The sequence below is a fragment of the Sphingomonas changbaiensis NBRC 104936 genome (assembly GCF_000974765.1).
In the GTDB taxonomy this organism is placed as follows: domain Bacteria; phylum Pseudomonadota; class Alphaproteobacteria; order Sphingomonadales; family Sphingomonadaceae; genus Sphingomonas_B; species Sphingomonas_B changbaiensis.
Genome location: NZ_BBWU01000003.1, coordinates 66,327 through 91,539 on the forward strand (window position 1 = coordinate 66,327; position 25,213 = coordinate 91,539).

Sequence of the window (25,213 nt, forward strand, 5' to 3'; positions counted from 1 at the left end):
TTGGGCAGCAGGTGCAATCTCTGTTATAGTAAACTGCGTGATGGCGAGTGGCGTCGCCGATTTCGGGGGCACACGTGGCGTCAGTCCAGCCGGTGTCCGTTGGTCCCAAGGCGTCCCGCGACGGCGCCTCTTCGGTCGCGCATCGCTGCTACATGACGATCCTGTTCGCCGACCTTTCGGGATCGACCCGGATCGCGGCGCGCATGGAAGCCGAGGAGTTTGCCGAACTGCTCGGCGCATTACGCGCGGTGTTCGAACGGGTGATCCCGCGCCACGGCGGCACGATCGTCCGCATGGACGGCGACGGCGTCGCTGCCGTCTTCGGAGTTCCCGAAGCGCATGAGGACGACGGACGGCGCGCGGCAGAGGCGGCGCTGGAGCTTCACGAAGGCGCGCGGCTGGTCGGAACCGGGCATGCGAGGGGGCCTGTCGTGCGGCTGCACACCGGCATCCATTCGGGTCTGGTGCTGTTCAACCCCGGCGACCTGGTGCGCGGCCGCTTCGAAATGCTGGGCGATGCGACCAATACCGCATCCCGGTTGGCGGCGAAAGCCAAGGCCGACGAGATCCTGGTCAGCGAAGCCACGCTCGGGCCCGAACGGCATTTCTTTCGCACCAGCGAGCGCAGGCTGCTCAAGCTGCGCGGCAAGGCGGAGCCGGTGCCTGCCTACCGGATCTTCGCCAGCGAAGAAGTGCCGACGCGCTTTGCGGCGCGTCTGCGGCGCGGCGTCGCTCCGTTCGTGGGTCGGGAAGACGGGCTGGGCGTCCTGGAAGCCGGACTTGCTCTCGCGATGGACGGCGGGAGCGCGCTGGTGGCGATCACCGGGCCGCCGGGGCTCGGCAAGACGCGGCTGGCAGTGGAATTCCTCGCGCGGGCCCGGCTACGCGGCTGCCGCACCTATCGGGGTGATTGCGAATCCTATCTTGCCCCCGAACCGCTGCAGCCATTTGCCCAGATTCAACGATCGATGACTGCGGAATCGGGCGAGTCCGCCGCGTCGACTCCGCTGGCTGACCTGGTGTCGCGCCAGGCGGCCGGCGGCCCGACGGTGTTGCTGATCGACGATTGGCAATGGGCGGACGACGCAACCCACCAGCAGCTTCACCGCATCCGCGCACTGGTGAAGCGCAACCTGCTGATCATCCTGGCGGCGCGCGAGGTCCAGTCCGGCGAGCCGGCGCTGAAGGACGCGCGATTCGTCTGCCTGCCGCCCCTTACGAAGGCGGAGTCGGCGGCGACCGTCGCCGGATTGCTGCCGGCGAGCGACCCGTTCCTTGCCGCGCGCATCCATGACTATTCCGGCGGCAATCCGCTGATTGTCGAAGAGCTTTGCTACTCGATCGCGCAGGGCGACGCCCACCGGCCGATGCCCAATGGCAGCGCCTGGCTCGACAATCTGATCCAGGCCCGGTTTCAGAAACTCCCGCCCGATGCCGCCGGCACCCTGCAGCTGGCGGCGGTGATCGGCAGGGTGGTTCCGGTCTGGCTGCTGGAAGCACTGACCGGCCACGCGCATCTCGACGCGCTCCTCGACAGCCTGGCAACCGCGGATTTCCTCTATACCGGCGAACGTGCGGGGACGCTTCAGTTCAAGCACGGCCTGACCCGGGACGTGATCTACGAAGCAGTCGGGCTGCACGAGCGCCGTGCACTGCACCTTCGCATCGCCGAAGAACTGCGCGCGCGCCGCGCCGGGTCCGGCGACAATGATGCCCTGGAGGCGCTTGCCTATCATTTCCGATCGGGAGGCGATGCGCGGTCGGCCGCCCATTTCGCGGAGCTGGCCGGCGATCGGGCCAAGGCGATGTCCGCTCTCGACCGGGCGCAGGAGCAATTCTGCATCGCCTTGCACTGCCTGGACGAAATCGGAGCCGATGCGGCGGCAGATGCCGCCTGGGTCCGCGTCGTGCAGAAGCTTGGGTTGGCGACGATCTTCGATCCCTCGCACGATCATCTGCCGCTTTTCCGCCGGGCGGCCGAGCGCGCCCGCGCGCGCGGCGATCTGGCCGGCCTGGCCTGGGCCGAGCATCGGCTGGGCTATGTCAGCTTCGCGGCCGGCGATCGGCGCGCAGCGATCCGCCATTGCCAACAGGCGCTGGCCGTGGCGACCGAGCTTGGTGCCGAAAGACGATGCGCGCAGATTCGCGAAACGCTGGGCCAGTCGCTCGTTCTCGCGGGCCGTTACGCGCAGGCGCTCCCGCTGCTCGATCGCGCCATCGACGGCCGCCGGCTGACTAGTGCAGACGGCCGTCCGCCGGTCGCGCTGGCCTTCACGCTTGCGATGAAGGGGTTCGCGCTCGCCGATCTGGGGCGGTTCGCTGAATCGGACGCTTGCTTCGACGAAGCCACGGCCCGTGTCCACGCGTTGGATCACGAAGTCCACGCATCCTTATGGTCGAACCGAAGCGCCACCTGCCTGTGGCAGGGCCGCGACGCCGAAGCCTTCCATTACGCGCAAAAGGCGGCCGAGGTCGCCGAGCGGGCCCGCGCGCGCTACACCTACGCTATGAGCCGCGCGCTCGCCGGCTATGCCCAATGGGTGCTGACCCAGGACGAGGAAGCGGTTCAATCGATCCTCGATGCGACCGGCTGGCTGTTCGAAGACCGGGACGGCCGCCAATATACGTCCTTCTGTCATGGCTGGCTGGCGGCAGCGTTCGTCACACTGGGACGCTTCGATCAGGCGCGCGCGCACGCGGCACGGGCGCTGGAACGCGCGCGCATGCTTGACCGCGTCGGAGAAACCATGGCGTTGCGCGCGATGGCGCGCGCTGCTGCGGCGGGACATGGCAATCGGGCGGCCGATCATTATCTGGCGCTGGCCCGGCGGTCGGCGCAGTCACGCGGGTCCGAGCACGAAGCTGCCAACAACTGGCTTTGTGAAGCGCAGGTGCGCATCGCGACCGGCGACCCTGAGGGCGCCGCCATTCCCCTTGCCCAGGCGCGCGCCGCGTTCGTCCGCCTGGGCATGCGGCGTCAGCAGGTCACGGCCGACCAGCTGGCAGCGCGCTCCAATCCGTCAACCTGACGATCAGCGGCGCCGGCATCGCCTCGATCCGGCCGCATTCCAGCAAAGCACTCAGGATGCCGAGCATCGTGCCCATCGCGAATTTCTGGCCCGGGCAGGCGTGAACCGGGTGCGTGGGCGCCGATCGGTCGCCGCCGAATACCGGGGTGACGTTCACGTCTCCACGGGCTGCATCCTCCATCGTGGCGGAGACAAGGCCGGCGATGATGATGTCGCCTTCATCGACACTGGCGCCGTTCAGGTCCGCTTTCTGCACGGCCAGGCGCCAGAGCGTCTCGGGTGCGGGGCGTTTCTGCATCGCCTGCATCAGCGGCACCCTGATCGTCGCATCGGCTCGCTTGAACGGGTCGGTTTCCGCACTGGTCAGCAGAGCCCTCTGCGCGCGCCAGAGTATCTTCTCGTCGAGCCATTCGAAGAGCGAAAGGCGGAGGTTCCCCTCGGTCGGCGGCAGGAAGCCGATCATGATCCCCACCAGTGTCCGGGCTAGCTCGTCATCGTCGCCAATCTGTTGGAACAAGGCGGCGGCGATGGGTGCGACTGGCGCAGGCGAGGTCGGCAGCCGCGCTTGCTTGAAATAGTCACGCGCGACCGCGTGCAGGGCCTGCCCGTGTTTGATGCCGAACTCTTCGACTGTTTTTCCAGGATCCGGAAAGAAGCAGTAGCGGGACGGGGACGTGAAATAACCCGGGCAGTGCGGCTTCTGCTCGAATTCCTGGGACCAGCTCCACCCGCCCCAGGCGATGGCGCAATTCGCAGGCGGCTTCTGCGGGGGATAGGACGGCGGCGGCCCGTCTGGAAAGCCGAACCAGTATTTTGAGACAGCGGCGAGGGCGGGCGTGATGTAGTCACGTCTCAGATCGAACTTGCCCGAGCGCACTCCGTCGAGCGCCGCGTAGAGATCGAAAACCTGCGTCAGGATCGCCGACGAGGCCTGATGGGCAACGGCGAACGCGTCCTGCTCGCTGATCGAGGAGACGACCGCGTTCGGTCCGGTCGATTTGGCCCAATATTCTTTGCCCGCGTCCAGGCCCAGGTAGATATGGCCGAAGGATTTGCCCATCCGCTCGTCTTGGCCTTGCATCGAGTAGGTCTGGTCTTCGGTCAGGACCTTTTCGACCAGCTCGCCGCTCGCGACCAGCACGGCGTGGGGGATGCGGCCGTCCTGCACCGTCCCGTATGGAACGCGAAGCGCGCCCCCATGGTCGGCGCGGATCGCGGCCCAGACCGCCGGCGCATCTCCGCGTTCGGCCGGATCCTTGGATGTGAAGTCTTCCATGCAGGCCTTCCAGCGGGGCGCCTGGTCTGCTTCGGGAAGTGCCAGCAGCGATTTGATTAGCTTGTTGCCGCGTTTCCGCTCCGCGTCGTCCTCCGTGTCATTCCAGCCGCGCGCCATCAGCTTGATCGCGGGCAGCGACGGCACGAACAGGTAAATTCCCCACTGCACGCTGACTAAGGGATCGCCGACCTCAAGCCTGACGACACCGCCGCTCGACTGGAAGCGGAAAACACGCTTCTGACCGGACTGGCCGGCGCCCATCAGCGGATCATTCTGGACCGATCCCACGCCGGTGCTGTTGCCGCCGTTGATCCAGCGCTGGATCACTTCGTACTGCTCGGCAAGGCTGGCGCAATGGGCCATGAACAAGGTGCCCCGCTCCTGTGCGGAGGCTTCTGCAGACGTGTCGCCTGATGGCGGCCCGTAAGACATGCCACGCCGTATGATTCGGGGGACCGGGCCGCCATCGGTATCGGCCCTTGGGTTCGCGCGGCGGATATGCGCCTGGAACGGACAAAGCCGTCCCTCCGGGTCGCCGGCGTAGTCGAACTCGTTGTGAGCACCTCGGCCTGGCGCAACCATCGGCGCGCCGTCGGGTTGGCGACCCATTATCTTGCCCATCAATTCATCGGCCGGAATACCAAGCGCGGTCGCTTTTTCGTCCATGCTGGTGCGGAATTTCTCGACGTCCTGACGAAGCTTGCGGACGGCAACGAAGCTGCCGTTATCGAGAAGTTGGTTCTCTTCGGCCGGCGGATCATGCCGGCCGTTGCAATAGCCCCAAAGCACGTCTCCCGCGGCGATGATATCGGGCGATTTTTCGACTTCTCCTGTGCGGACCCGCGGCTGGCTGATCCCGTCGAGGAATCCGAAATGTTCTGGCCCAGGGTCCGGACCGTCGGTAGCCCGACGCATCGTCTCCACTGAGAGCAATTGCGCCCCGTTCGCCGCCGCGAGCTCAGCGATCGCATTCACCTTGCTCCACAGCGGGTGTCGATCCCCATCGGCAGTGATGTCCCACCCCGAATGATCGCTGCGGACGCGCAGCTGGACGACGAAATCGACTTCAGACAAATCCACCGGCGGCCGAGGCGGATCACCGGCGCGCCAAACCGGCCAGTTCTGCCGAGGCAGCTTCCAACGTCGCGGATGGCTCTCGCGCACATCGCCCAGCAGCCCGGCACGCTTTTCCATGCCCTCTCGGAATTCCTTGGGGAATTGCGAAAGAACTCGATCGGGTATGCCAAGGTTCTCAAGCCCGCGTCGCGTGAGCCCCAGATTGACGAAGATCCCGTCCGGCTTGGCTGAACCCTGAGCATCGGCGGAACAGAGTTCGGGCTTCAGCTCCTCCAGCAACCCACGCACCTTGTCCCGGTCGGTCGTGCGCAGCAGCAGCAGGCAGCCATGGTTGGGCGGCGCATCGGAGTTCCCGAACGACTCGAGAATGCCGCCCTGGATATTCTTGCGCGCACTGGAAAGCGTGAGCCGTTCTTTCACTTTTTTCGGCTTCTTCTTCGGCGTTTTGAACCATGCGAGCTCATCTTTGAAATAGTCCTGCCATTGGATTGGAGGAGTGTCGGGTTTCCATTCCTCCAGGAGATATTGGGCAGCGCGCAGCAGGACTTTGCCATCGGGCGTGCCGGGCCGGTAGAAATCGGTCAGCCGGTAGAGGACGACCAGCGCCTCCTGCGCGATCCTACTCGATTCGGCCGGGTCGGCGGCGCGCGCCTTGGCGGCAAGGAGCTCCGGGTCGTGGCTGATCAGCTCGGTCGCAGACGCTTCGGTGTGCGGCCGTTCGCGGTGAAGCTGCTCGATCTGGCTCAGATACTGGCTGTCGGAAACGCTCAGTCCGTTCATCGAAAAGAAGAAGTCGGTGTCGACCTGATGGTCCCGCACCCAGCGGGTGTAGGTCTCGAAGCTTTTCTCCGTCGCGAGGGGATAGCCCTCGCAATTGCAGAAGAGCAGGTCGAGAAGGGGCCCAAGCGGCTTCCAGATCAGCCGCATATAGGGTTCCCAGGCGCGATCGAACGTCGCCGCTAGCAACAGCGAGCGCGGCTCCGCATGGGGCACGGCAATGCGGTAGGACTGCAACGCCTTGATCCGCGACGACACGTCGGAAAATGGCACGATCAGCTGGTATTCGCAGACGGTGGATCGCGCCCCGAACAGGGCTTCGGCAACGATCTTCAGCCGGCTTTCGTATGTCACGCTTTCGAGCGAGTCGACGAAGCCGGACTTGAGCGGCGCCCAGACGACAAGGTCGCTGATCGCGTTCAAATGCTTGCTGGCGATTTCGCGAGGCACGGCGCTTCCCCCATTGCAATCGCATGTGCGTCGTTGGTCCGAACGCTAGGCGACTTGAACGAGGCTTCTGCCGGCGTGCCCGATGGCTGCTAGGCTAATGCAGTTCCGCCGCAAATTCGAGTCTTGGCTCGAAGCGCGTCGCGCGGGCAGCGCATCGCCACGGGCCAGTCTATGCGCGGACGGCCGAGCTGGGCTCCTGGTCGGCCAGGCACCGGATCAGTCCGGGGAACGATCGCCGGGGCTGCCGATCGAGCCGTCGTCACGTCCGGCAGAACCCGTTCCGCGTGCGCGCCGGTCGCAAAGACAGTCATGGCGAGCAGGAACAGAGTCGTCTGCAGAACCGCGATGGCGATCCTGTGACCCGCGGGTTGCGCCTCGATCACGAGGTTGTGGGGCATCGGCGAGGATTCGCCCGCCAGCCGCTCGATGCGCACTCTTCCTTGCGGCGCGACTTCGCCGACGAACAGCGGGCAGCGGTCCGGCTGCCTCGCCGAATAGCAGCGATAGGCGAGCGGTTGCGGCGTCCGGTTCGCTATATCCACGACCAGCCCCAGCCGCGCGACCGGATGCTCCGGCAATCCGGGCGGCAGGCCGAACAAGCCGGCAGTCAAAGCCGGCCGGAATGACGGATTGCTGTCCACATCTCCCTCCATCGCTCGGATGCGCGGCCCGCGAACGGAGCCGGCACGAGGGAAAGTGCGCCGAAACCTGACGGCGCACCGTGGCAATCACCCCGCGCGGGGTGTGAGTTTTGTCACAATGTGGGCCGCGGGTCGCGGACGGCGAGCTCAGTCGATCGCCGGCGTGCCGAATGAGGGACGGGGGATGTTGTTCTCGACGATCCAGTCCGCGGTCGTCTTCAGGTCTTCCAGGTCGTGCACGTCGCGACAGCCCTGCGTTTCGAACGGCAGGATGTGCGAGCCCATGCAGGGCCAGGGCTGCTGCCCTTCAGGGTCGAACACCGCCCGGCGGCCACGCAGCACCCAGAAGGAATGATCGAAGAAGAAGCAGGTCGGCAGGTCCTGCCGATTGGCCGACACGCCGCTTTCCTGGATCAGTGATTCCAGCGAACCGTCCGGCCGCAGCCGCTTCGCGCGCATCGGGTGATAATCCGGCTGCTGATGTGCCGGCACAACCGCGGTGGCCGCCGGATTGGCGAGCAGCAGGTCGATGCAGGCGTCGATCTGCGCCTCGCTGATCGTGCCGACATTCGCGTGCTGCACGACCAGGATGTCGATCGGGCCATCGCGTTCCATGATCTCGAACGCATGGCGAACCGCATCGCTGCTCTGCGCGGTGGCGGTTGCAAGCGCCGCCGGCCGCTCGATCGGCTTGTAGCCGGCCTCGCCGGCGGTCTCGAGAATGCGCGGGCAATCGCTGCTGACATAGAACCGCTCGACGTGACGGCTGCGCCGTGCGGCTCCGGCCGCCCAGTGGAGCAGGGGTGCGCCAAGCACCGGCAGGATGTTCTTGTCTTTCAGCGAGCTGCCGCCGCGCCCGATCATCAGCGCTACGACGTTCATGCGCGGTCCCCAAAGCGGACGATCAGCAGCAGCGCGTCGCTGGTGCGCGCGGCCTCGCGGGTGGTGCGCCAGCTCGTTTCCAGCCACCACCGATCACGCTCGAACAGGTCCGGCTTGGCGCCTTGCGGCGCGTTGAAGTGAATCCAGTGGAAATAGTTGAAAATACCGTAGCGCTGATACCCGGCGACCTCGACTACGGCATCGGGAAACAGCCGCCGCGCCATGCGCTCCAGCACCGCGGCCGAGAAATAGGAGATGTGCTCCCGCATATAGCTGCGCTGCCGATAGGCAGGCGAAAGATCGAGCAGCTCGTCATCGGCATTGGGCACTTCGATCCAGAGGCTGCCGCCGTCCGGCCGAACGAGCTCGCCCGCGCGCCGCATCAGGCCGAGCGGGTCTTCCACATGCTCGAGCACGTGCCACAAAGTCACCGCGTCACAGCTCGCGCGGTGGCGAGCGACATAGGCGTCATCGAGCAATCCGACTTCGTAGGCCGGGACCGGGAAGTCCGGATCGGCGCGTTCACCCAAATGGCGCCGGCCGGTCTCGACCCGCAACTCGCTGGGCTCCAGCACGCTGGTTTCGACATCAGGCCGCGAGGCCGTCATCGCCGATCCGAAAAAGCCGTAGCCGCCGCCGATATCGAGCAGGCGCGCGGGCCGCCCGTCGGCGCGGCGGAGTGTTTCGCCGTGCGCAGCGAACCGCGCGGCGCGCCGTCTCGCCTCGATCGCGCTGTGGTCGAACAGCGTCTCGATCGGGGTGCCATAATGATCGACGACGAAGTTGACCTGTCCATCCTCGCGATAGAGCCCGAGGTCGTAGCTGGGGGGCGAAAGCTGCACGTGCGAGCAGGACAGGCACTGGACCGCGCGCAGCTGCCCGCTCGCATCGCCCTTGATCGCCACTTGAACGGCCGCGGGCATGTCCTCGCTGGCGCACAGCAGGCAGCGGAACTCGGCGGAGGTGCGGGCGAGCATCAGGCTGCGATCCTGTATTTGTGATGTTCGCTGGCATTCACCGCCTTGGTGCCGGAGCCGACCATCTGCTCCGCCTCGCGCAGCCTCGCCACATAGTCCCGGAAGTCGGCCGTCGTCAGGTCGACCGCGACCGCGTCGAAATGGGCCCATTCCGTGTTGCCCAGCTTCACGTGTTTTTCGATCATCCGCGCGCCGGCGGCGATGGCGAGTGCGGAGGCGAGCCAGCCCATGTCGTGGCTCGAATAGCCGGGAATGATGCGCGGTTCCGCGTCCGACAGCGCCTTGTAGTGGCCGACGACGCCGACATTGCAGTCCGCATTGGGTGTCGGATAGGCGGAGTTGCACTGGAGCAGGTATAGGCTGCGGCAGTTGACGAACTGCGCGAGCAGCCATTCCTCATAGTCCGGCCCGGTCATGCCCGTCGAAAGGACCACCGCCCCACGGTAATTCTGCGCGACATAGCCGAGATATTGGCGATGCTCCGAAATCGTGCTCGGCAGCTTCACCATCTGCGGCTCGAACTGCAGCATGAACTCGAACGAGGGCTGGTCCAGCACCGAGGCGAACCAGCCGATCCCGAGGTCGCGGCAAAGCGCGTCGACGAACGCGAAGTCGTCGCGATCGAGTTCCAGCTGGTGCCGGTAGTCCGCGAACGTCTTTCCGAACGGCGAGACGTAGGGCGAGGCGAGCTGCTCCGCCGTGTAGAAGGTGTCGACGTTGCGCTTCTGCAGCTTGACGAGATCGGCGCCCGCCGCGCGGGCGGCGCGGATCATCCGCTCGAGCCGCTGCCGGTCGCCGAAGTGGTTGGTCGTGAGTTCGGCCGTGACCTGGACCTTGCTCGCAGCGCCCGCGCCGCCCCGATCGAGCGAGACGTTGAACCGCTGGTTCAGCTCCTCTGCGCTCAGTTTCGAGAACGACCGGTCGCCGACATGGACGACCTCCAGGTCCGAATCCTTCAGCATGTAGAGGCAGTTCAGGAAGAAGAACTCCTGCATGCTGACCCGGAAGAAGCGGTCCGCGCTGTTGCCCGGTGCATAGTCGTGGGTGATCGCTTCCGAGATGCCGGCCTCGGCGCGGAAATCGAAACCGACCATGTAGACGGTCTGCCGCCGTCCGCGTGCGCGGGCGACCTGGCGCGCGATCTTGAGAGCGGACAGGAACAGCACGTCCTCGACCACGAAGCCATCCGACAGGAAGCGCTGCATCAGCAGGTCGCTATTGTCGTTCTGAAGCGGGACGAACGGCGCGTGCAGCACCTCGCGGCCCGGCGCGCTGAAATCGGCCGAGGTGATGTACAGTCGCGAACGCAGGCCGTTCGCGACCAGCGACGGCTTCACCCAATCGCCGTGAAAGATCGTGATGTCGGCGGGCGCGATGCGTTCGGCATCGTTGACCGCGATGACCAGCGACCCGGCGAACGCGTCGGGCGAAATGCCGTCAACCGAGCAGCCCTTGCCGAGGATGAAGATCGTATCGGTGCCGTATGTCGACGCAATGTCGGCGATGCGGGTCGAGAAATGATCCATCGTACGTCTTCCCATCGATCAGAATGTCGCAGCCCTGCTCCCGCGCCAGCATCAGGCCGGCGAGGAGGTCCCACACGCGGGCGCCTTTCGGATTGACGAAGCGGGCCAGCGCGCCGCGCGTCACATTGAACAGATTGTAGACGGCGCAGCCGAAGATGCGGGCCTCGCCGCCCTCGCCGATGCCGGCCGCGATCGCCGGGTGGGCCGAGGACGAATAACCGGTGATGCGGGAGCGGACCCGCGCCACCTCTTCGCCGCTGGCCAGCGAATCCCCGAGCTCCGGGAGCATCAGCAGGCTGCCGGCATGCTCCCCGTCGTGCCACAGGCTCAGCGACACGCCCCATTCCTTCAGGCCGGAGCAGAAATTCTCGGTGCCGTCGATCGGGTCGAGAACCGCGACCCACCCGTCGCGCGCCGCTTCCGGCCCCTCGTCTGAAAAGCTTTCCTCGCCGATCAGCCTGAGGCCCGGCAGGCGTTCGCCGAGCCAGTCGGTCAATCGCCGTTCCAGAAACAGGTCGGCCTGGGTGACGGGGCTACCGTCCGCTTTCCAGCTGATGTCGTACCGCCGCTCGAACAAGGCGGGCAGGGACTCCTCTACCAGATCGCGGACGCCCCGCAGCAGCGGCGCTACCGACGGCGAGGAGAGGACTCTTTCCATGCCGGCTATAAGCAGGCCGGCAGCCTAAACTTTGGTTAACGCGCCCCTCAGAAAGGCGCTGAATCCGTCGTCAACGATCGGGCAAAGCCGGCCACGCGATCCGGGTGGCAGGGTCGACGGCATCCAGCTGATCTTCGACGTAGAGGGCATAGAGCGCCCGCGTGAACCGATAGTCTTCCGGATAGTCGATATCGACGCCGGACAGCCGCGGCAGGTCGTGGAGGATGGGATTGTCCCCGATCAGATACCCTCGATCAAGGATGTCCTGCCTCGGCGACATGTACAGGCTGTTGGTGACCTTCGCGACGCCGGGGAGGTCCTGGGACGAGATGTGGTTCCGGTTCGCCTGATAATTGAGCGCCCTCCCTTCGAACCAGAAATACTCCTTCATCAAATTGACCCCCAACAGGGAATCGAAGGAGCCATTGATCACGCCCTCGGCGTAGCGCCGGAACGCGGTGAGATATTCCTGCGGCGGCATCAACGGGCACACGACGGTGCACCATGCGATGTGCTCGTGCGGGATCTCGCGGACGATCCCGGTGATGACCTCCGCCATCGGCACGATATGGCCCGTCGCCAGGCGCAGGTCGCGTTTGTGGCGGGAGACGCCGAGCTTCTGCGCGATCGACAGGAATTCCTCGTCTTCCGAGCTCAAATAGATGCGGGCCGGGTCGATCACCGAGACAAGCTGCCGCAGCTTCCATTCGATCAACGACGGCGAGTCCCCGAACGGCAGCATCGACTTGTTCGGGATGCGCGAACTGCCCCGGCGCGCGGGAACGACAATGGCGAGGTCGTACATCGTGTCAGGCTCCGATTGAGTGAAGCGAGGCTGCGGCCGCGAGAAGGTCGGCTCTCGACTGTTCGAGACCAAGGTCCCAGCGCGCCGGGTGGAATGGCCGCTCGACCCTGTCGATCAGGTCCGCGAGCGCAAGGTCAGGATCCGTCGCAAGAAAGGCGTTGTTGGCAAGATGGAAGCCGATCCAGACGAGAGCTTCCTCGATATCCGGCACGTTCGGCCGTCCGGATCGAAGCGCCGTCTGCAACGCGTCGAAATCGGAATAGACGTTTAGCCACGGTGCCGATGCGAAGCGCGACAGTCGAAAAACCGGCTTCCCGAACAGGGCCGGCCAGACGAACGACTTGGAATCCCTGACGATCATGCCGTCGCAGTGCCGCGCAAGGGCAGGGGTGGCATCGCCGTCATCCGCCGGGGCAAGAATGCGGACCCTGTCGCAAGCGAGGCCTTCGAGCCGCGCCATCGCAGCGCGGTCCTGCCGCTGCGCCGGGTGTATGGTGAGCGCGAGGACGCAATCGTCGCCCAGCCGGGCCGCGAGTTCCCTCACGAACGGCTCGTTCACGGGAGCCGGCGAGTGCATCATGTAGAAATTGTCTTCGCCATCATGCTCAAGGGGGAGGGCGATGACCCGCCGGTCCGCGGGCAGGCCGGTCTGGTCGAAAAGGCGCGCGCGGCCGGCGGCATCGCCGCGGCGCATCGACCGGACCGCTTCCAACAGCGGGCGCGTTTGCCCGGCGAGCCAGTCTCTTTGGCCTTCGTCCAGCCATGGCATCACGCCGTGATCGAATATTCCGGCTCCGCTCAGCCTGATCCGTCCGCGCGACGGCAAAGGGGGAAAGTCTGCCTCCATCAGAAACCCGACTTTTCCGGGAAACCGACAGGGCGTCACGACGTCGGCGCTGCGGCAGAAGCTGTAGTCCGGATCGATTGCCCGGACGATGCGCAGCACCGCGCCCGGGTCCGATGGGGTCGTTCTGAGCGATGGGTGATCGGGGCTGTCGAAGATGTGCCAGGTCGTGCCGGGCAGCGCGCGGAGCGAAGCCAGATCGGCTTCCCCAACGCCAGTGCCGGCCCATCGCGGCGGGACGACGACATGCACGTCCACGCTCCGCGCCGCAGTCTCGATCAGCGGGCGGATGATGGCGCTCATCCACCCGTCCGTCACGACCGGAAGATAGAACAGAAGTCTCACGGTATCGAGCGCGGCGTTCGACCGGTGCGATACCTGCTCACCTCGCGCCGGCAGCGGCCGAGGTCGGGTCGTGCCGTCATGCCGCCATGTCGAGCTGACGCTGATAGGCGTCCGCGCGTTCAAGTCCGGTGGCCAGGCGATCGCTGGAGAATGGGCGGTCGAGGCGGTCCAGGATATCGCGGCCCGTGATCGCAATCGGGCTGACGATCTCATGCAGCATATGAAAGCCGAACCAGAGGCGCAGTTCGTCTTCGGTCGGACCTTGGTACCCCAATGCGACCGCCGTCTGAAGGGCTTCCAGGTCGTCGATGGTGCGGAGCCATTCCGCGCTGGGCCGCTTGGACAGGCGCAGCGTCGGCTTGCCGAAATAGGCGCCGGAATAGATCGCCTTGGTGTTCTGGACGATCAGCCCGTCGCAATGCCGGATCAGCAGCTCGGTCGGGAAATATTCGGCATCAGGGTTCGGCACGAGGTGCACGCGCGGACCGAGCGCCGCGATAGCCTCATAGAGCTTCGAATTATCGACGTGCTGATAATTCAGCGGATGGTCGGTGACCGCGAGCACGAAATCATCGTCCAGCCGATCCGCGAGGTATTGAATCAGGTCGAGATTGCGTTCGAACCGGTGGTGGATCGAGTTGAACGCTTCCTCGTGCTCATATTCAAGCGGGACCGCCAGGATCTTCCGATCGTCCGGTAACCCCATATTTTGCAGCACTTCAGTGCGCGGACGCCGCGCTTCCCAGCGGTTGTCGACGCGCGCGCGCATCTGCCGCCAGGTGTCGGCGAACGCGGTTTCGATCGCCTCCCGGTCGTCGTCCGACAGGTGCGGCATCGCGCCGTGGTGCGAAAAGTCCGCCTGCAGCGTGATCCCGCGCGCATAGGTGAACAGCGGCGGTGCGCCGGGTTCCATCAGATAGCGCATCTTGCCGGGAAAACGCGAAGGCGTTGCGATATCGGCGCTGCGGCACAGCACATAATCGGGATCGATCGCCTGAACGAACTCGACGATTTCGTCAGGGTCGTCGGGCGACGTCCGCCACGACGGATGACCATCGCCATCCGCGATGTGCCACCGGACCTCGGTCAAGGAGGCGCAGTTCTTCAACTGTTCGGGCCCGATGCCGGTGTTCCGCCACAGGGGCGGCACCAGCACGTGAACTTCGGCCTCGGCGACCAGCGACCGGATCATGCGGGAGACGATGTTGTCGAACCACCAGGGCGTCACGACCGGCAGATAAAAAAGGACCCTTTTCATGCCGGTCATTAATAAGCCGCGCGGCTAAAGTTTGGTTAACGAGCCGCTCAGCAAAGGCGCGGCTAGAGCTTCCGGCTCAGCTCCCGCATCGCATCGTCGAGGCCGTCGAGCGTCAGCGGGAACATGCGGCCGTTCATCAGCTCCTTCAGGATCGCGATCGACTGGGAATAGCCCCAATGCTTTTCGGGCACCGGGTTCAGCCAGGCGGCGGCCGGATAGGTGTTGGTGATGCGGTGCATCCAGACCGCGCCGGCCTCCTCGTTGAAATGCTCGACCGATCCGCCCGGATGCGTGATCTCGTAGGGGCTCATCGACGCGTCGCCGACGAAGATCAGCTTATAATCGTGGCCGTATTTGTGGAGCACGTCCCATGTGGGGGTTCGTTCGGAAAAGCGGCGGCGGTTGTCCTTCCACACGCCTTCATAGAGGCAGTTGTGGAAGTAGAAGAATTCGAGGTTCTTGAACTCGGCGGTGGCGGCGGAGAACAGCTCCTCGCAGAGCTTGATGTGCGGGTCCATCGAGCCGCCGACGTCGAGGAACAGCAGCAGCTTCACCGCATTGTGCCGTTCCGGGCGCATATGGATATCGAGCCAGCCCTGGCGCGCGGTGCCGTCGATCGTCGCGTCGATATCGAGCTCGTCGGCCGCACCTTCGCGCGCGAAACGGCGCAGGCGGCGGAGCGCAATCTTGATGTTGCGGGTGCCGAGCTCTTTCGTTGAATCGAGGTTCTTGAATTCGCGCTTGTCCCAGACCTTCACCGCGCGGCCGTGGCGGCCCTGCTCCTGGCCGATCCGCACGCCTTCGGGATTGTAGCCATGGGCGCCGAAGGGCGAGGTGCCGCCCGTGCCGATCCATTTATTGCCGCCCTGATGGCGTTCCTTCTGTTCCTCGAGCCGCTTCTTCAGCGTCTCCATGATCTCTTCCCAGGAGCCGAGCTTCTCGATCTCGGCCATCTGCTCTTCGGTCAGGTACAGCTCGGCGATCTTGCGTAGCCATTCCTCCGGGATCGGCACGGCTTCCGTGCCGTAGCTGGTCTCGATGCCCTTGAAGACCTTTGCGAACACCTGGTCGAACCGGTCGAGCAACCCTTCGTCGTGCACGAAGGTCGCGCGGGCGAGATAGTAGAATTCCTCCGGACTGCGCCGGATCACGTCGCGGTCGAGTGCTTCCAGCAGCACCAGATGCTCTTTCAGCGAAGCCGGGATGCCGGCGTGCCGCAGCTCGTCCATGAAGTTGAAGAACACGGGCGGCGTTCTAATCCACTCGTTCGTAGAGCGTCCAGTTCTGTCCCGAAAAGCCATGCGATTCGGCCGCGGCGATGGCGCGGTAGGCGGCCCCGCAGCGCGTGACGCGCGGCGGGCCGCGCGATCCGGCCCCGTAGCGGTCGATGAACAGATAGGGCCGCGCCGGGCAGGCGGTCGCGTAGCGGAGCGGGTAGGCTTGCTCCGCCGCCGCAACCACGACGAGCGCGATGCCGCTCTCACGTTCAACCAGCACCGTCGTGCCGCCGGGCGCTCGCGCCGCCATCGCGCGGATCGCCGGGCCGGGATCGCCACGTCGTGTCTCGATCAGGTCGAGATTGGCCCAGGCGCTTCCCGCCGCGAAGGTCGTTAGCGCGGCGGCGGCAGCGAGCCGCCGCCAGCCGCGTGCGCGGATCAGGGCAGCCAGGCCTTCCCCCATTAGGAGGAGCAGCGCGAGGCCGATTAGCAGATAATAGCGTGGGTGGCCGGGATTCATCATCCGGAGCATCGCGAGGGACAGCGGAAAGGCGACGATCGCGATCCAGTACAGCGCCAGGCGCGAGGTGCCGAGCGCGCCGGCGAGGATCAGGACCGCAAGCGCGCCGGCGGGCAGCAACAGCGTGGTGATCGGGACGCCGATCGCAAACCCCAGCATGCGGACGACGGCGTTCCAGAACTGCAGCAGCGTGAAGGGCTGATAGGCGCCGTAAGTAAACTCGGCTCTTCCCGACAGCGCGGGGCCGAACACCAGCAGCACGGCCGCGGCCAGGGCCGCGAGGCCGGGGCCGAACAGGCGCGCGGTGCGGGAGAGGGCGACGCGGGGCCCCTGGCGGTAGCAGAGCACGAGGAAAGCCCAGCCGACGATCGCACAGGCGGCGAACACCATCGTCAACTGAAACAGCGCCCCGACATAGAAGCAGGCGGCGATCGCGATCGGATGGTCCGTCTTCGGGCGTCCGTCGAGCCAGCGATCGACCAGCCAGATCGCAATCAGCGCCGCGAGCATCATCGGCACGTACCCGCGCGCTTCCGATCCCAGTGTGACCAGCGCAGGCGAGAGGGCGAACAGGAGCGCGGTCACGACCCCGGCCGCCGGACTTCGCCTGAGGCCGATCGATCCGGCCACGACGATCGCAGCCGTCCCGCTCAAGACGGACAGGGCGCGGGCGACGAGCGGCGGCGCGCCCAGGCCGACCCATTGCAGCCACAGCGAGTTCAGGTGGTGGTTGTTGTCGTGATTGATCCGCGTGAAGATGCCGAGCGGGGTTTCGGCATCGTGCGCGAACACCGCCGACCAAGCCTCGTCCAGCCACAATGCGCCTGCCGCGGCCTGGATGCGCAGGCTCAGTCCGGCAAGCGCGATGATGGCGATCCAGACGAGCGCGCGGTGTTCGGCTGCGGCGGGGCTGTTCTGCACCTGCGCGCTTTGGCCCGAGGCTGCTTAAGGCGGCGCTAATAACCGGCAGACGCGGTTAAGCGATCTTCAACCCCTTACCCCTAAGCCGCTGGCCAACATGCCAGAAACAAGAGCAGAAGAATGATAGAGGGCGCGATCAAGGCGGCGGACCCGGGCGCAATCGACGCCGTCGCCAAATCATGCGGCGATCTCGCCGTCGGCTGCACCGGCGCGGCCACCTATGTGACGCAAGTCGCGGACAGTTTGGGCCGGCAGATGCAGATTCTTGCCGACCTGGAGCAGGTCACGGCTGCGCTGGAAGCGGATCAGCGGCGCGCCGCCGATTCGACCGACGAAGCGCGGCTGCTTGCCGAAAAAGCGGGCTCGAAGCTCGACGAAGGCACCAAGATTATCGCGCAGTCGCTGGGGGATTTCACTGCCCTGACCGAGCTGGTCGTGCGGCTTGGCGAACAGGTCACGAACTTCGCGGCCGCCATGACTCAGGTTCAGCGGGTGACCGCCGGGATCGATTCGATCGCGCGCACGACCAACATGCTGGCGCTGAACGCGGCCATCGAGGCAGAACGCGCCGGCGCGGCCGGCCGGACTTTCGCCGTGGTCGCGGCCGAAGTGAAGAAGCTTGCCCAGGATACTCGCGGCGCCACCGAAGAGATCAGCGCGACGGTCGCCTCGCTCGCGCATGAAGCCGAGACGTTCGTCGCCGAGATCGGCGCCGGCGTCGCCAAGAGCCGCGCCGCGCAATCGAGCTTCGGCAAGGTCAACGATACGGTGGCCGAAGTGGCGCAGATTGTCGAAATGGTCGAACAGCAGTCGGACGGCATCGCCCGCTCGACCAGCCTGATCCATGACAACGCGATCCGCGTGAAGGACGAACTGACCGGCTTCGCGCGCGAATCGCGGGCCAACGCCAAGCAGCTGGTCGACGCGCAGCAGACGATGGCCAAGATGGAGCTGCTGTCGAACAAGATGTTCGACCAGCTCGTCCACAGCGGCTTCGCCCACGACGACCAGCGCTATGTCGAGCTGGCGATCAGTGCGTGCGATGAGATCCAGAACCTGATTGAAGGCGCGATCGCGCGCGGCGAAATCGGCATGGCCGACGTGATGGACACCGATTACCGCCTGATCCCAGGGTCGAATCCGGAGCAGTTCGACACCCGCTTCAATGCCTTTGCCGATCGCTATATCCAGCCGATCATCGACCGCGTGAACGCAAGCGATCCGGCGATCGAGGGCTCCGTGTGTTCGGACATCAACGGCTATCTGCCGACGCACCAAAGCGCACGATCCAAGCCGCCGCGGCCGGACGATCCCGAGTGGAACGACCGCAATTGCCGCAACCGCCGCATCCTGCTCGACGACCAGACCGCACGCGCGATCAAGAGCGAAGCTCCGTTCATGATGTCGGTCTACCACCTCGACCGGGGCAGCGAGGCGATGATGGTCAAGAACGTCTTCGTGCCGCTCTGGATCAACGGAAAACGCTGGGGCAATTTCGAAATCGCCTACGTGAACCAGTAGGAAATCTTCGCCAGGGGAGGACCTTTATCCCGGCCGCCCCTGCCTTTTCGCCATGAACGCCAGGCGTTCGAACAGCATCACGTCCTGTTCGTTCTTCAGAAGAGCGCCGTGGAGTGGCGGGATCGCCTTGGTCGGGTCGCGGTTCTGGAGGACGTCCAGCGGCATGTCTTCGTGGAGCAGCAGCTTCAGCCAATCGAGCAGTTCGCTGGTCGACGGCTTCTTCTTCAGGCCGGGCACGTCGCGGACTTCGTAGAAGATGTCCATCGCGCGCTGGACCAGGATCTTCTGGATGCCGGGGAAATGGACGTCGACGATCGCCTGCATCGTCTCCCGGTCGGGGAATTTGATGTAGTGGAAGAAGCAGCGGCGCAGGAACGCGTCGGGCAGTTCCTTTTCATTGTTCGAAGTGATGACGACGATCGGGCGTTCGGCGGCGCGGACCGTCTCCTTGGTTTCGTAGACGTGGAACTCCATCCGGTCGAGCTCGTGCAGCAGGTCGTTCGGAAACTCGATATCGGCCTTGTCGATCTCGTCGATCAGGAGGACGGGCAGTTGGGGCGAGGTGAACGCCTCCCACAGCTTGCCCTTGCGGATATAGTTGGAAATGTCGTGGACGCGGGGATCGCCGAGCTGGCCATCGCGCAGGCGCGCGACCGCATCATATTCGTAGAGGCCCTGGTGCGCCTTGGTGGTGGACTTGATGTTCCATTCGATCAGCGGCGCGCCGATCGCCGTCGCGATTTCCTGCGCCAGCACGGTCTTGCCGGTGCCGGGTTCGCCCTTCACCAGCAGCGGCCGGCGCAGCGTCACCGCGGCGTTGACTGCCACCTTCAGATCGTCGGTGGCGACATAGTCCCGCGTGCCTTCGAAGCGCATTCCCGGCCTTTCCGTTGCTGGCCCGGCCGGGATAGGTGACGTTTACGAGAGCGTCAAACCCCCGACCGGGCCTGCTGACGCGCCTCGAGCAGGTCCCACAGGCCGCGATGCTGCGCGAGCAGCTGCTGCGCGCCGAAACTCATCGCGCGCTCGAACGACGGTGTTTCCGCCACGATCATCGCGACGGTCCGGGTTTCTTCCTCATCCGGCAGCGCGCAATCGCCCGGGGCGATCGATACGCGGCGCGCGGCGGCTTCCAGCACGGCGCGCACGGCCCGCCAGTCGAGCGCCAGCGCGAAGGCGGCGCCGAGCGCGCAGCCGGCCCGTTCGGACTGGGCGAGCATGTCGAGCGCATGGCTCTGCTGCAGCACCGCGGCCTGGCACTCCGCCTGGCCCGGCGTGCTCGGCAGCGGTCCGGTGGCGACGGCTAGCCGGGTCAGCAGCGCGCGCTCGGCCGCGAACGCCTCGGCGGCGGCGGCTAGCCAGCCGTGCGCGGCCGGATGGCCGGCCTTCCTTGCAGCGTGATCGATCACGCCGGGAAAGCGGCCGTGGAGCACGGACAGATAATGGGCGGCATCGGCGAGGTTGCGCATCGCTTCGGGGCCGGCGGTCAGCTCCGTCGCTTGCGGATAGGCGTGGCCGGCGCTCCCCTCTGCGTACACCAGCGAAACCAGCAGGTCCGCGACCTGTTCGCTGCGTGCCGTTTCGATCGCCTGACTCATTGCTTCATCCCTATTGTGGCACGCGCTCCGCCAAGCGCCGGCCATCGATTGGGCAAGGGAAATAGGCCCATGGCCGTAAAGAGGTGGTTTATGCGGGGGGCGGGGAACGCGGTTAACAGCTTGACGCTTACGTAAATGGGATGCTTTACGTGGCCCATGGCCACTCCGCACCACGCGATCGTCGAAACGCCGGATATGCAGAACCGGCATCAATATTCGATAACCGATTTGTCCGAGGAATTCGACGTCACGCCGCGCGCGCTACGCTTTTACGAGGAAGAGGGGCTGATCCAGCCGATCCGGCGGGGAACGACCCGCATCTACACCAAGCGCGACCGCGCGCGGCTCGCCTGGATTTTGCGCGCGAAGCGGACCGGATTCAGCCTCGCCGAAATTCGCGAGATGATCGACCTCTATGACGTCGGTGACGGTCGCCACATGCAGCGGCGCGTGACTATCGAGAAGTGCAACGCGCGGATCGAGCTGCTGAAGCGCCAGCGCCTCGACATCGACGCGCAGATCGACGAGCTGATCCGCTTCGTGAAGATGGTCGAAAAGGTCGAGGCGCAGGCGAGTCATTGATCCGCGTGCTCCGGCGAAGGCCGGAGCGGTGCGAACTATCGTGCCGGCTGCTCCGGCCTTCGCCGGAGCGCGGTTTTGGAGACCGGAATGCCCCAATACACCCCGCCCGTTCGCGACACGCGGTTTATCCTCGACCAGGTGATCGGGCTCGATCGCTACGCCAATCTGCCGGGATTCGAGAATGCGACCGCGGACACGATCGATGCAGTGCTGAATGAAGGCGGGCGCTTTGTCGCGGAAGTGCTGTTCCCGCTGAACCAGGTCGGCGACCGCGAAGGATGCACGCGGAACGAGGACGGGTCGGTGACGACGCCGACGGGCTTCAAAGAGGCGTATCGGCAGTTCGTCGAGGCTGGCTGGCCGACGCTCTCCGGCCCGGAGGAGTTCGGCGGCCAGGGGCTGCCGCACGTCGTGATGACCGCGTTCGAGGAATTCGCAATTTCGGCGAACATGGCGTTCATGATGTACCCCGGCCTGACCGCCGGCGCGACTGCCGCGATCCTGGCCAAGGGGTCGGACGAGCAGAAGGCGCTCTATTGCCCGAAGATGATCTCCGGCGAATGGGGCGGGACGATGAACCTGACCGAGCCGCAATGCGGGACCGATCTGGGCCTGATAAAGACCAAGGCCGAGCCGCAGGCAGACGGCAGTTATCGGATCACCGGCACCAAGATCTTCATTTCGGCGGGCGAGCACGATCTGACGGACAACATCATCCACCTCGTTCTCGCCAAGACGCCCGACGCGCCGGACAGCGTGAAGGGCATCAGCCTGTTCATCGTGCCCAAGGTGCTGGTGAACGCGGACGGATCGCTCGGCGAGCGGAACGCCGTCTCGTGCGGCTCGATCGAGCACAAGATGGGCATTCACGGCAACTCGACCTGCGTGATGAACTATGACGGCGCGACCGGCTTCCTTGTCGGAGAGGAGAATAAGGGCCTCGCCGCCATGTTCATCATGATGAACGCGGCGCGCCTCGGCGTCGGATTGCAGGGGCTCGGCGTGGCGGAAGTCGCCTACCAGAACGCCGTCACCTATGCGCACGACCGCCGCCAGGGCCGCGCGCTGACCGGCCCGGCCGAGCCCGAGCAAAAGGCCGATCCGCTGTTCGTCCACCCAGATGTCCGCCGCATGCTGATGGAAGGCAAGGCGCTGACCGAAGGGTTGCGCGCGCTGTGCCTGTGGGCGGCATTGCTGGTCGACCTGTCGCACGAGGCGCCGAGCGAGGAGGAGCGGGAGCGCGCGGACGCGCTGGTCGGGCTGCTGACGCCCGTGATCAAGGGCTTCGGCACCGACATGGGCTTCAGGATCGCGACGGAGTCGCAGCAGGTCTATGGTGGCCATGGCTACATCGCCGAATGGGGCATGGAACAATATGTCCGCGATGCGCGGATCGCGATGATCTACGAAGGCACCAACGGGGTGCAGGCGATGGACCTGGTCGGCCGCAAGCTGCCGGCCAAGGGCGGGCAGGCGATCCAGGCCTTCTTCGCGATGGTTTCCGAAGACGTCACGGCCGGCAAGGAGGGCCCGCAGGCAGCGTTGGCCGAAGCGCTGGGCGGATCGCTTGCCGAGCTCCAGACTGCGACGATGTGGCTGATGCAGAACGGTTTCGCCAATCCGAACAATGCCGGCGCGGGGGCGGTGCCCTATATGCACCTGATGGGGATCGTCAGCGTCGGGCTGATGTGGCTGCGCATGGCCGTCGCCGCGCAGAAGCAGCTCGATGCCGGCGAGGGCGATCAGGCTTTCCTGCAGGCAAAGCTCGTCACTGCCCGCTTCTGGTTCGATCGCATAGCGCCGCGCGCGGTGGGCCTTCGCAAGGAAATCGAGGGCGGATCGGAAGCGATGATGGCGCTGCGGCCCGAGGCCTTCGCGCGCGCCGCGTGACGCCTGAGATACGGCGCGCCGCTGCCGGTGACGCGGCGGCGCTGACACGCATGATGCACGAGTCCGCGGCTTATGCCGGCGCCTATGCCCGCATCCTGGATGGCTATGCCGTTACGCCCGACCAGATCGCGCGCGACCATGTGTTCGTCGCGGAAGAGGACGCAGTGCTCGGCTTCTACAGCCTGACGCTGGAGCCCGAAGCGGAGCTCGACCTGCTGTTCGTGGCCGAGCATGCGCAGGGCCGTGGCATCGGGCGGCTGCTGATGGATCATCTGCGCACGACCGCGGCAGCGCTCGGGATTTCGTCGATCCGGATCGTCTCGCACCCGCCGGCGCTCGGCTTTTATGAGGCAAGCGGCGCCGTCAGGATCGGCACGAAGCCGGCATCCGGCAAAGTCGGATGGGAGCGGCCGATCCTTGATCTTGCGATCGGGTGACCGGTCAGCCGGCCGGCACGCTGGTCGGGTTGTTCTGTTCCTTGTTCACGCCGGCGGTGCCCATCACGCCATCGTCTTCGGCGGCGCCGCCCTCGATCGGTTCCTTCGGGATCGGACCCTTGGGCTTGGTGCTGCCGACCGACTTCTCGTCGGGCGAGTCGATCGGGTTCTTGGGATTGGTCATCGCGGACTCCTTTTGAGGGGAGACAACGCCGCGCGTTCCGATCCGTTCAGGAGTAGCGGGCTTCGACGAAGTAAAGTCCGTCCGGCGGCGCGTTGAATCCGAGCGCCGCTCGGTCGCGCGCTTCCAGCGCAGCGGCGAGATCGTCCGCACTCCATTTCGCTTGCCCGACCAGCGCCAGGCAGCCGACCATCGATCGAACCTGATGGTGCAGGAACGAACGGGCCTCGGCGAAGATCGTGAGCCGATCGCCCGCACCGGCCACGTCCAGTCGGTCCAATGTCTTGACCGGGCTTTCCGACTGGCAATGCGCCGAGCGAAAGGTTGTGAAATCGTGCCGCCCGACCAGAATCTGCGCAGCCTGATGCATTGCCCCGGCGTCGAGCAGCGTCGGCACCCGCCAGGCAAGCCCCGCTTCCCAAGTCAGCGGCGCGCGGCGGTTGACGATCCGGTATTCATAGGCGCGGCCGATGCACGAAAAGCGCGCGTGCCAGTCGTCGGGCACGATCTCGGCGGCAAGAATCGCGACCGGATCGGGGCGGAGCAGAGCGTTCAATCCCTCCATCAGCCGAAAGGGGGTGACGTCGCGCTCCAGCTCGACATGCGCGCGCATCGCGAGCGCATGAACGCCGGCGTCGGTCCGACCGGCAGCGTGGACCACGGCAGCCTCGCCCGTCATTCGCTCGACGGCCGTCTCGATTGCCTGCTGGACGCTCGGCCCATGGTCCTGGCGCTGCCAGCCCATGAATGGCCGCCCGTCATATTCGACGGTGAGGGCGTAGCGCGTCACGACAGCCGCGTGCCCGGCGGGATTGGGAAGCCGCGCAGCAGCTCTTCTGTGCTCATTGCACCACGCCCGGCGCGTTGGACGCGGGTGGGTCGGAGGGCGTCAGTGCCGCAGCCGATCAGAAGCTTGTCGTCCAGCACCAGGCCGGGTCCACCTGCGGTGTTGTCCATCTCGGCCGAGAGTATCCGGATACGTTCGCCATTCAGCTCGAAGAATGCGCCCGGCGCGGGATTGAAAGCGCGGACCTGGCGCTCCGCCGCGACTGCGCCGGCGGAAAAGTCCAGCCGCGCTTCCGCTTTCTCGATCTTGGACGCGTAGGTGACGCCGTCCTCAGGCTGCGGACGCGACGGATAGGCAGAGGGATCGCCGAGCACCTGCACCATCAGCGCCGCGCCTTTCTCGGCCAACTCTTTAGTCAGCGCGCCCGCGGTCTTGCGGTCGATTTCGACTTCCACCGTGGCCCGCATCGGCCCGGTGTCGAGCCCGGCTTCCATATCCATGATCGTGACGCCCGTGACCGCGTCGCCAGCCAGGATCGCGCGCTGGATCGGCGCCGCGCCGCGCCAGCTGGGGAGGAGCGAAGCGTGGATGTTGAAGCAGCCGAGCCGTGGCGCGGCGAGAATCGGCTTGGGAAGGATCAGGCCATAGGCGGCAACCACGGCGGCATCGGCCTCCAGCGCTGCGAACCGCGCCTGTTCATCCGCATCGCGGAGCGTGACCGGCGTGCGAACCTCCAGTCCCAGCGCTTCGGCGCGGCGCTGCACCTGCGAATGCTGCAGCGCTTTGCCGCGCCCCGCCGGCCGCGGCGGCTGGCAGTATACGGCGGCGATCTCGTGCCCTGCCGCGACAAGCGCATCGAGCGCAGGCACCGCGAAATCCGGCGTTCCCATGAAGATCAGGCGCATGGGGGGCGCCCTAACAGGTCCTCCCCGGAACGGGGAGGGGGACCGCACGAAGTGCGGTGGAGGGGCCCGGAGCGAAGCAGAGGGTTGGCGGTCCTCGCTTCGCTGCGGG

General features: G+C 65.8%; 21 protein-coding genes. 5 read left to right on the plus strand and 16 right to left on the minus strand.

Going from position 1 to position 25,213, the window contains the following annotated elements; genetic code table 11:
- Positions 1-74: 74 nt before the first annotated feature.
- On the plus strand, positions 75-3,029 hold the full coding sequence (locus tag SCH01S_RS01265) for an adenylate/guanylate cyclase domain-containing protein (protein WP_157032757.1): 2,955 nt from the start codon (positions 75-77) through the stop codon (positions 3,027-3,029).
- On the opposite strand, the gene SCH01S_RS01270 is transcribed toward SCH01S_RS01265, so the two are convergent.
- From SCH01S_RS01270 to SCH01S_RS01320, 11 genes are all read right to left on the minus strand, one after another.
- Positions 2,986-6,609 carry a Dyp-type peroxidase gene (locus tag SCH01S_RS01270; protein WP_046346950.1) on the minus strand — a complete coding sequence of 1,208 codons (3,624 nt, stop codon included), beginning with the start codon at positions 6,607-6,609 and terminating at the stop codon, positions 2,986-2,988. The two genes, SCH01S_RS01265 and SCH01S_RS01270, sit on opposite strands and share 44 nt — an antisense overlap.
- A gap of 89 nt (positions 6,610-6,698) precedes the next feature.
- A complete protein-coding gene (locus SCH01S_RS01275; RefSeq protein ID WP_157032758.1) occupies positions 6,699-7,250 on the minus strand; it encodes a hypothetical protein in 552 nt (183 codons plus the stop codon).
- A 147-nt stretch (positions 7,251-7,397) separates the two neighbouring features.
- Positions 7,398-8,132 (minus strand): acylneuraminate cytidylyltransferase family protein, encoded by a 735-nt coding sequence (locus SCH01S_RS01280; protein ID WP_046346952.1) that lies wholly within the window; start codon positions 8,130-8,132, stop codon positions 7,398-7,400.
- Entirely contained in the window at positions 8,129-9,109 is a 981-nt protein-coding gene (locus tag SCH01S_RS01285) for a class I SAM-dependent methyltransferase (protein ID WP_046346953.1), read from the minus strand. The genes SCH01S_RS01280 and SCH01S_RS01285 overlap by 4 nt, the downstream gene beginning before the upstream one ends.
- Positions 9,109-10,635 (minus strand): N-acetylneuraminate synthase family protein, encoded by a 1,527-nt coding sequence (locus SCH01S_RS01290; RefSeq protein WP_046346954.1) that lies wholly within the window; start codon positions 10,633-10,635, stop codon positions 9,109-9,111. The genes SCH01S_RS01285 and SCH01S_RS01290 overlap by 1 nt, the downstream gene beginning before the upstream one ends.
- Positions 10,547-11,293 (minus strand): inositol monophosphatase family protein, encoded by a 747-nt coding sequence (locus SCH01S_RS01295; RefSeq protein WP_046346955.1) that lies wholly within the window; start codon positions 11,291-11,293, stop codon positions 10,547-10,549. Before SCH01S_RS01295 ends, SCH01S_RS01290 begins: the two co-directional genes overlap by 89 nt.
- 70 nt (positions 11,294-11,363) lie before the next feature.
- On the minus strand, positions 11,364-12,098 hold the full coding sequence (locus tag SCH01S_RS01300) for an acylneuraminate cytidylyltransferase family protein (RefSeq protein ID WP_046346956.1): 735 nt from the start codon (positions 12,096-12,098) through the stop codon (positions 11,364-11,366).
- A 4-nt stretch (positions 12,099-12,102) separates the two neighbouring features.
- Positions 12,103-13,287 (minus strand): hypothetical protein, encoded by a 1,185-nt coding sequence (locus SCH01S_RS01305; protein WP_046346957.1) that lies wholly within the window; start codon positions 13,285-13,287, stop codon positions 12,103-12,105.
- A gap of 76 nt (positions 13,288-13,363) precedes the next feature.
- Positions 13,364-14,545: a hypothetical protein gene (locus tag SCH01S_RS01310; RefSeq protein ID WP_157032760.1), complete on the minus strand. Its 1,182-nt coding sequence runs from the start codon at positions 14,543-14,545 to the stop codon at positions 13,364-13,366.
- Positions 14,546-14,607: 62 nt separating this feature from the next.
- Positions 14,608-15,789, minus strand: coding sequence for a vWA domain-containing protein (locus SCH01S_RS01315; RefSeq protein WP_046346958.1), 1,182 nt, complete (start codon positions 15,787-15,789; stop codon positions 14,608-14,610).
- Positions 15,790-15,799: 10 nt separating this feature from the next.
- The gene (locus SCH01S_RS01320) at positions 15,800-17,203 is read right to left on the minus strand and encodes a hypothetical protein (RefSeq protein WP_046346959.1); all 1,404 of its coding nucleotides are present in this window, start codon (positions 17,201-17,203) and stop codon (positions 15,800-15,802) included.
- 120 nt (positions 17,204-17,323) lie between these two features.
- Here SCH01S_RS01320 and SCH01S_RS01325 point away from each other — a divergent pair, with 120 nt between their 5' ends.
- Positions 17,324-18,724 (plus strand): methyl-accepting chemotaxis protein, encoded by a 1,401-nt coding sequence (locus SCH01S_RS01325; RefSeq protein WP_046346960.1) that lies wholly within the window; start codon positions 17,324-17,326, stop codon positions 18,722-18,724.
- Between the two features lie 24 nt (positions 18,725-18,748).
- On the opposite strand, the gene SCH01S_RS01330 is transcribed toward SCH01S_RS01325, so the two are convergent.
- Together SCH01S_RS01330 and SCH01S_RS01335 are read right to left on the minus strand one after the other, a co-directional pair.
- On the minus strand, positions 18,749-19,600 hold the full coding sequence (locus tag SCH01S_RS01330; RefSeq protein ID WP_046346961.1) for an AAA family ATPase: 852 nt from the start codon (positions 19,598-19,600) through the stop codon (positions 18,749-18,751).
- A 53-nt stretch (positions 19,601-19,653) separates the two neighbouring features.
- A complete protein-coding gene (locus SCH01S_RS01335) occupies positions 19,654-20,322 on the minus strand; it encodes a DUF6975 family protein (protein ID WP_046346962.1) in 669 nt (222 codons plus the stop codon).
- A gap of 156 nt (positions 20,323-20,478) precedes the next feature.
- Here SCH01S_RS01335 and SCH01S_RS01340 point away from each other — a divergent pair, with 156 nt between their 5' ends.
- The 3 genes from SCH01S_RS01340 to SCH01S_RS01350 all read left to right on the plus strand — a co-directional run bounded on the left by SCH01S_RS01340 (position 20,479) and on the right by SCH01S_RS01350 (position 23,231).
- Positions 20,479-20,904 carry a MerR family transcriptional regulator gene (locus SCH01S_RS01340; RefSeq protein ID WP_046346963.1) on the plus strand — a complete coding sequence of 142 codons (426 nt, stop codon included), beginning with the start codon at positions 20,479-20,481 and terminating at the stop codon, positions 20,902-20,904.
- 87 nt (positions 20,905-20,991) lie between these two features.
- On the plus strand, positions 20,992-22,794 hold the full coding sequence (locus SCH01S_RS01345) for an acyl-CoA dehydrogenase C-terminal domain-containing protein (protein ID WP_046346964.1): 1,803 nt from the start codon (positions 20,992-20,994) through the stop codon (positions 22,792-22,794).
- Positions 22,791-23,231, plus strand: coding sequence for a GNAT family N-acetyltransferase (locus SCH01S_RS01350; RefSeq protein ID WP_217995395.1), 441 nt, complete (start codon positions 22,791-22,793; stop codon positions 23,229-23,231). Before SCH01S_RS01345 ends, SCH01S_RS01350 begins: the two co-directional genes overlap by 4 nt.
- Positions 23,232-23,235: 4 nt before the next feature.
- On the opposite strand, the gene SCH01S_RS01355 is transcribed toward SCH01S_RS01350, so the two are convergent.
- Genes SCH01S_RS01355 through fmt form a run of 3 tightly spaced genes read right to left on the minus strand, consistent with a single transcriptional unit; the run spans position 23,236 to position 25,104 of the window.
- On the minus strand, positions 23,236-23,415 hold the full coding sequence (locus SCH01S_RS01355) for a hypothetical protein (protein ID WP_046346965.1): 180 nt from the start codon (positions 23,413-23,415) through the stop codon (positions 23,236-23,238).
- Positions 23,416-23,461: 46 nt separating this feature from the next.
- A complete protein-coding gene (truA, locus tag SCH01S_RS01360) occupies positions 23,462-24,202 on the minus strand; it encodes a tRNA pseudouridine(38-40) synthase TruA (protein ID WP_046346966.1) in 741 nt (246 codons plus the stop codon).
- The gene (gene fmt / locus SCH01S_RS01365; protein WP_046346967.1) at positions 24,199-25,104 is read right to left on the minus strand and encodes a methionyl-tRNA formyltransferase; all 906 of its coding nucleotides are present in this window, start codon (positions 25,102-25,104) and stop codon (positions 24,199-24,201) included. Before fmt ends, truA begins: the two co-directional genes overlap by 4 nt.
- Positions 25,105-25,213: the final 109 nt, after the last annotated feature.

Excerpts from the sequence above, each read along its gene's own strand:
- SCH01S_RS01285 (WP_046346953.1), bottom strand. The coding sequence starts at position 9,109 with ATGCTCGCCCGCACCTCCGCCGAGTTCCGCTGCCTGCTGTGCGCCAGC.
- SCH01S_RS01310 (WP_157032760.1), bottom strand. The coding sequence starts at position 14,545 with ATGAAAAGGGTCCTTTTTTATCTGCCGGTCGTGACGCCCTGGTGGTTC.
- SCH01S_RS01295 (WP_046346955.1), bottom strand. The coding sequence starts at position 11,293 with ATGGAAAGAGTCCTCTCCTCGCCGTCGGTAGCGCCGCTGCTGCGGGGC.
- fmt (WP_046346967.1), bottom strand. The coding sequence starts at position 25,104 with ATGCGCCTGATCTTCATGGGAACGCCGGATTTCGCGGTGCCTGCGCTC.
- SCH01S_RS01355 (WP_046346965.1), bottom strand. The coding sequence starts at position 23,415 with ATGACCAATCCCAAGAACCCGATCGACTCGCCCGACGAGAAGTCGGTC.
- SCH01S_RS01345 (WP_046346964.1), top strand. The coding sequence starts at position 20,992 with ATGCCCCAATACACCCCGCCCGTTCGCGACACGCGGTTTATCCTCGAC.
- SCH01S_RS01330 (WP_046346961.1), bottom strand. The coding sequence starts at position 19,600 with ATGCGCTTCGAAGGCACGCGGGACTATGTCGCCACCGACGATCTGAAG.
- SCH01S_RS01335 (WP_046346962.1), bottom strand. The coding sequence starts at position 20,322 with ATGAGTCAGGCGATCGAAACGGCACGCAGCGAACAGGTCGCGGACCTG.
- SCH01S_RS01340 (WP_046346963.1), top strand. The coding sequence starts at position 20,479 with ATGGCCACTCCGCACCACGCGATCGTCGAAACGCCGGATATGCAGAAC.
- SCH01S_RS01325 (WP_046346960.1), top strand. The coding sequence starts at position 17,324 with ATGATAGAGGGCGCGATCAAGGCGGCGGACCCGGGCGCAATCGACGCC.
- SCH01S_RS01290 (WP_046346954.1), bottom strand. The coding sequence starts at position 10,635 with ATGGATCATTTCTCGACCCGCATCGCCGACATTGCGTCGACATACGGC.
- SCH01S_RS01280 (WP_046346952.1), bottom strand. The coding sequence starts at position 8,132 with ATGAACGTCGTAGCGCTGATGATCGGGCGCGGCGGCAGCTCGCTGAAA.
- SCH01S_RS01300 (WP_046346956.1), bottom strand. The coding sequence starts at position 12,098 with ATGTACGACCTCGCCATTGTCGTTCCCGCGCGCCGGGGCAGTTCGCGC.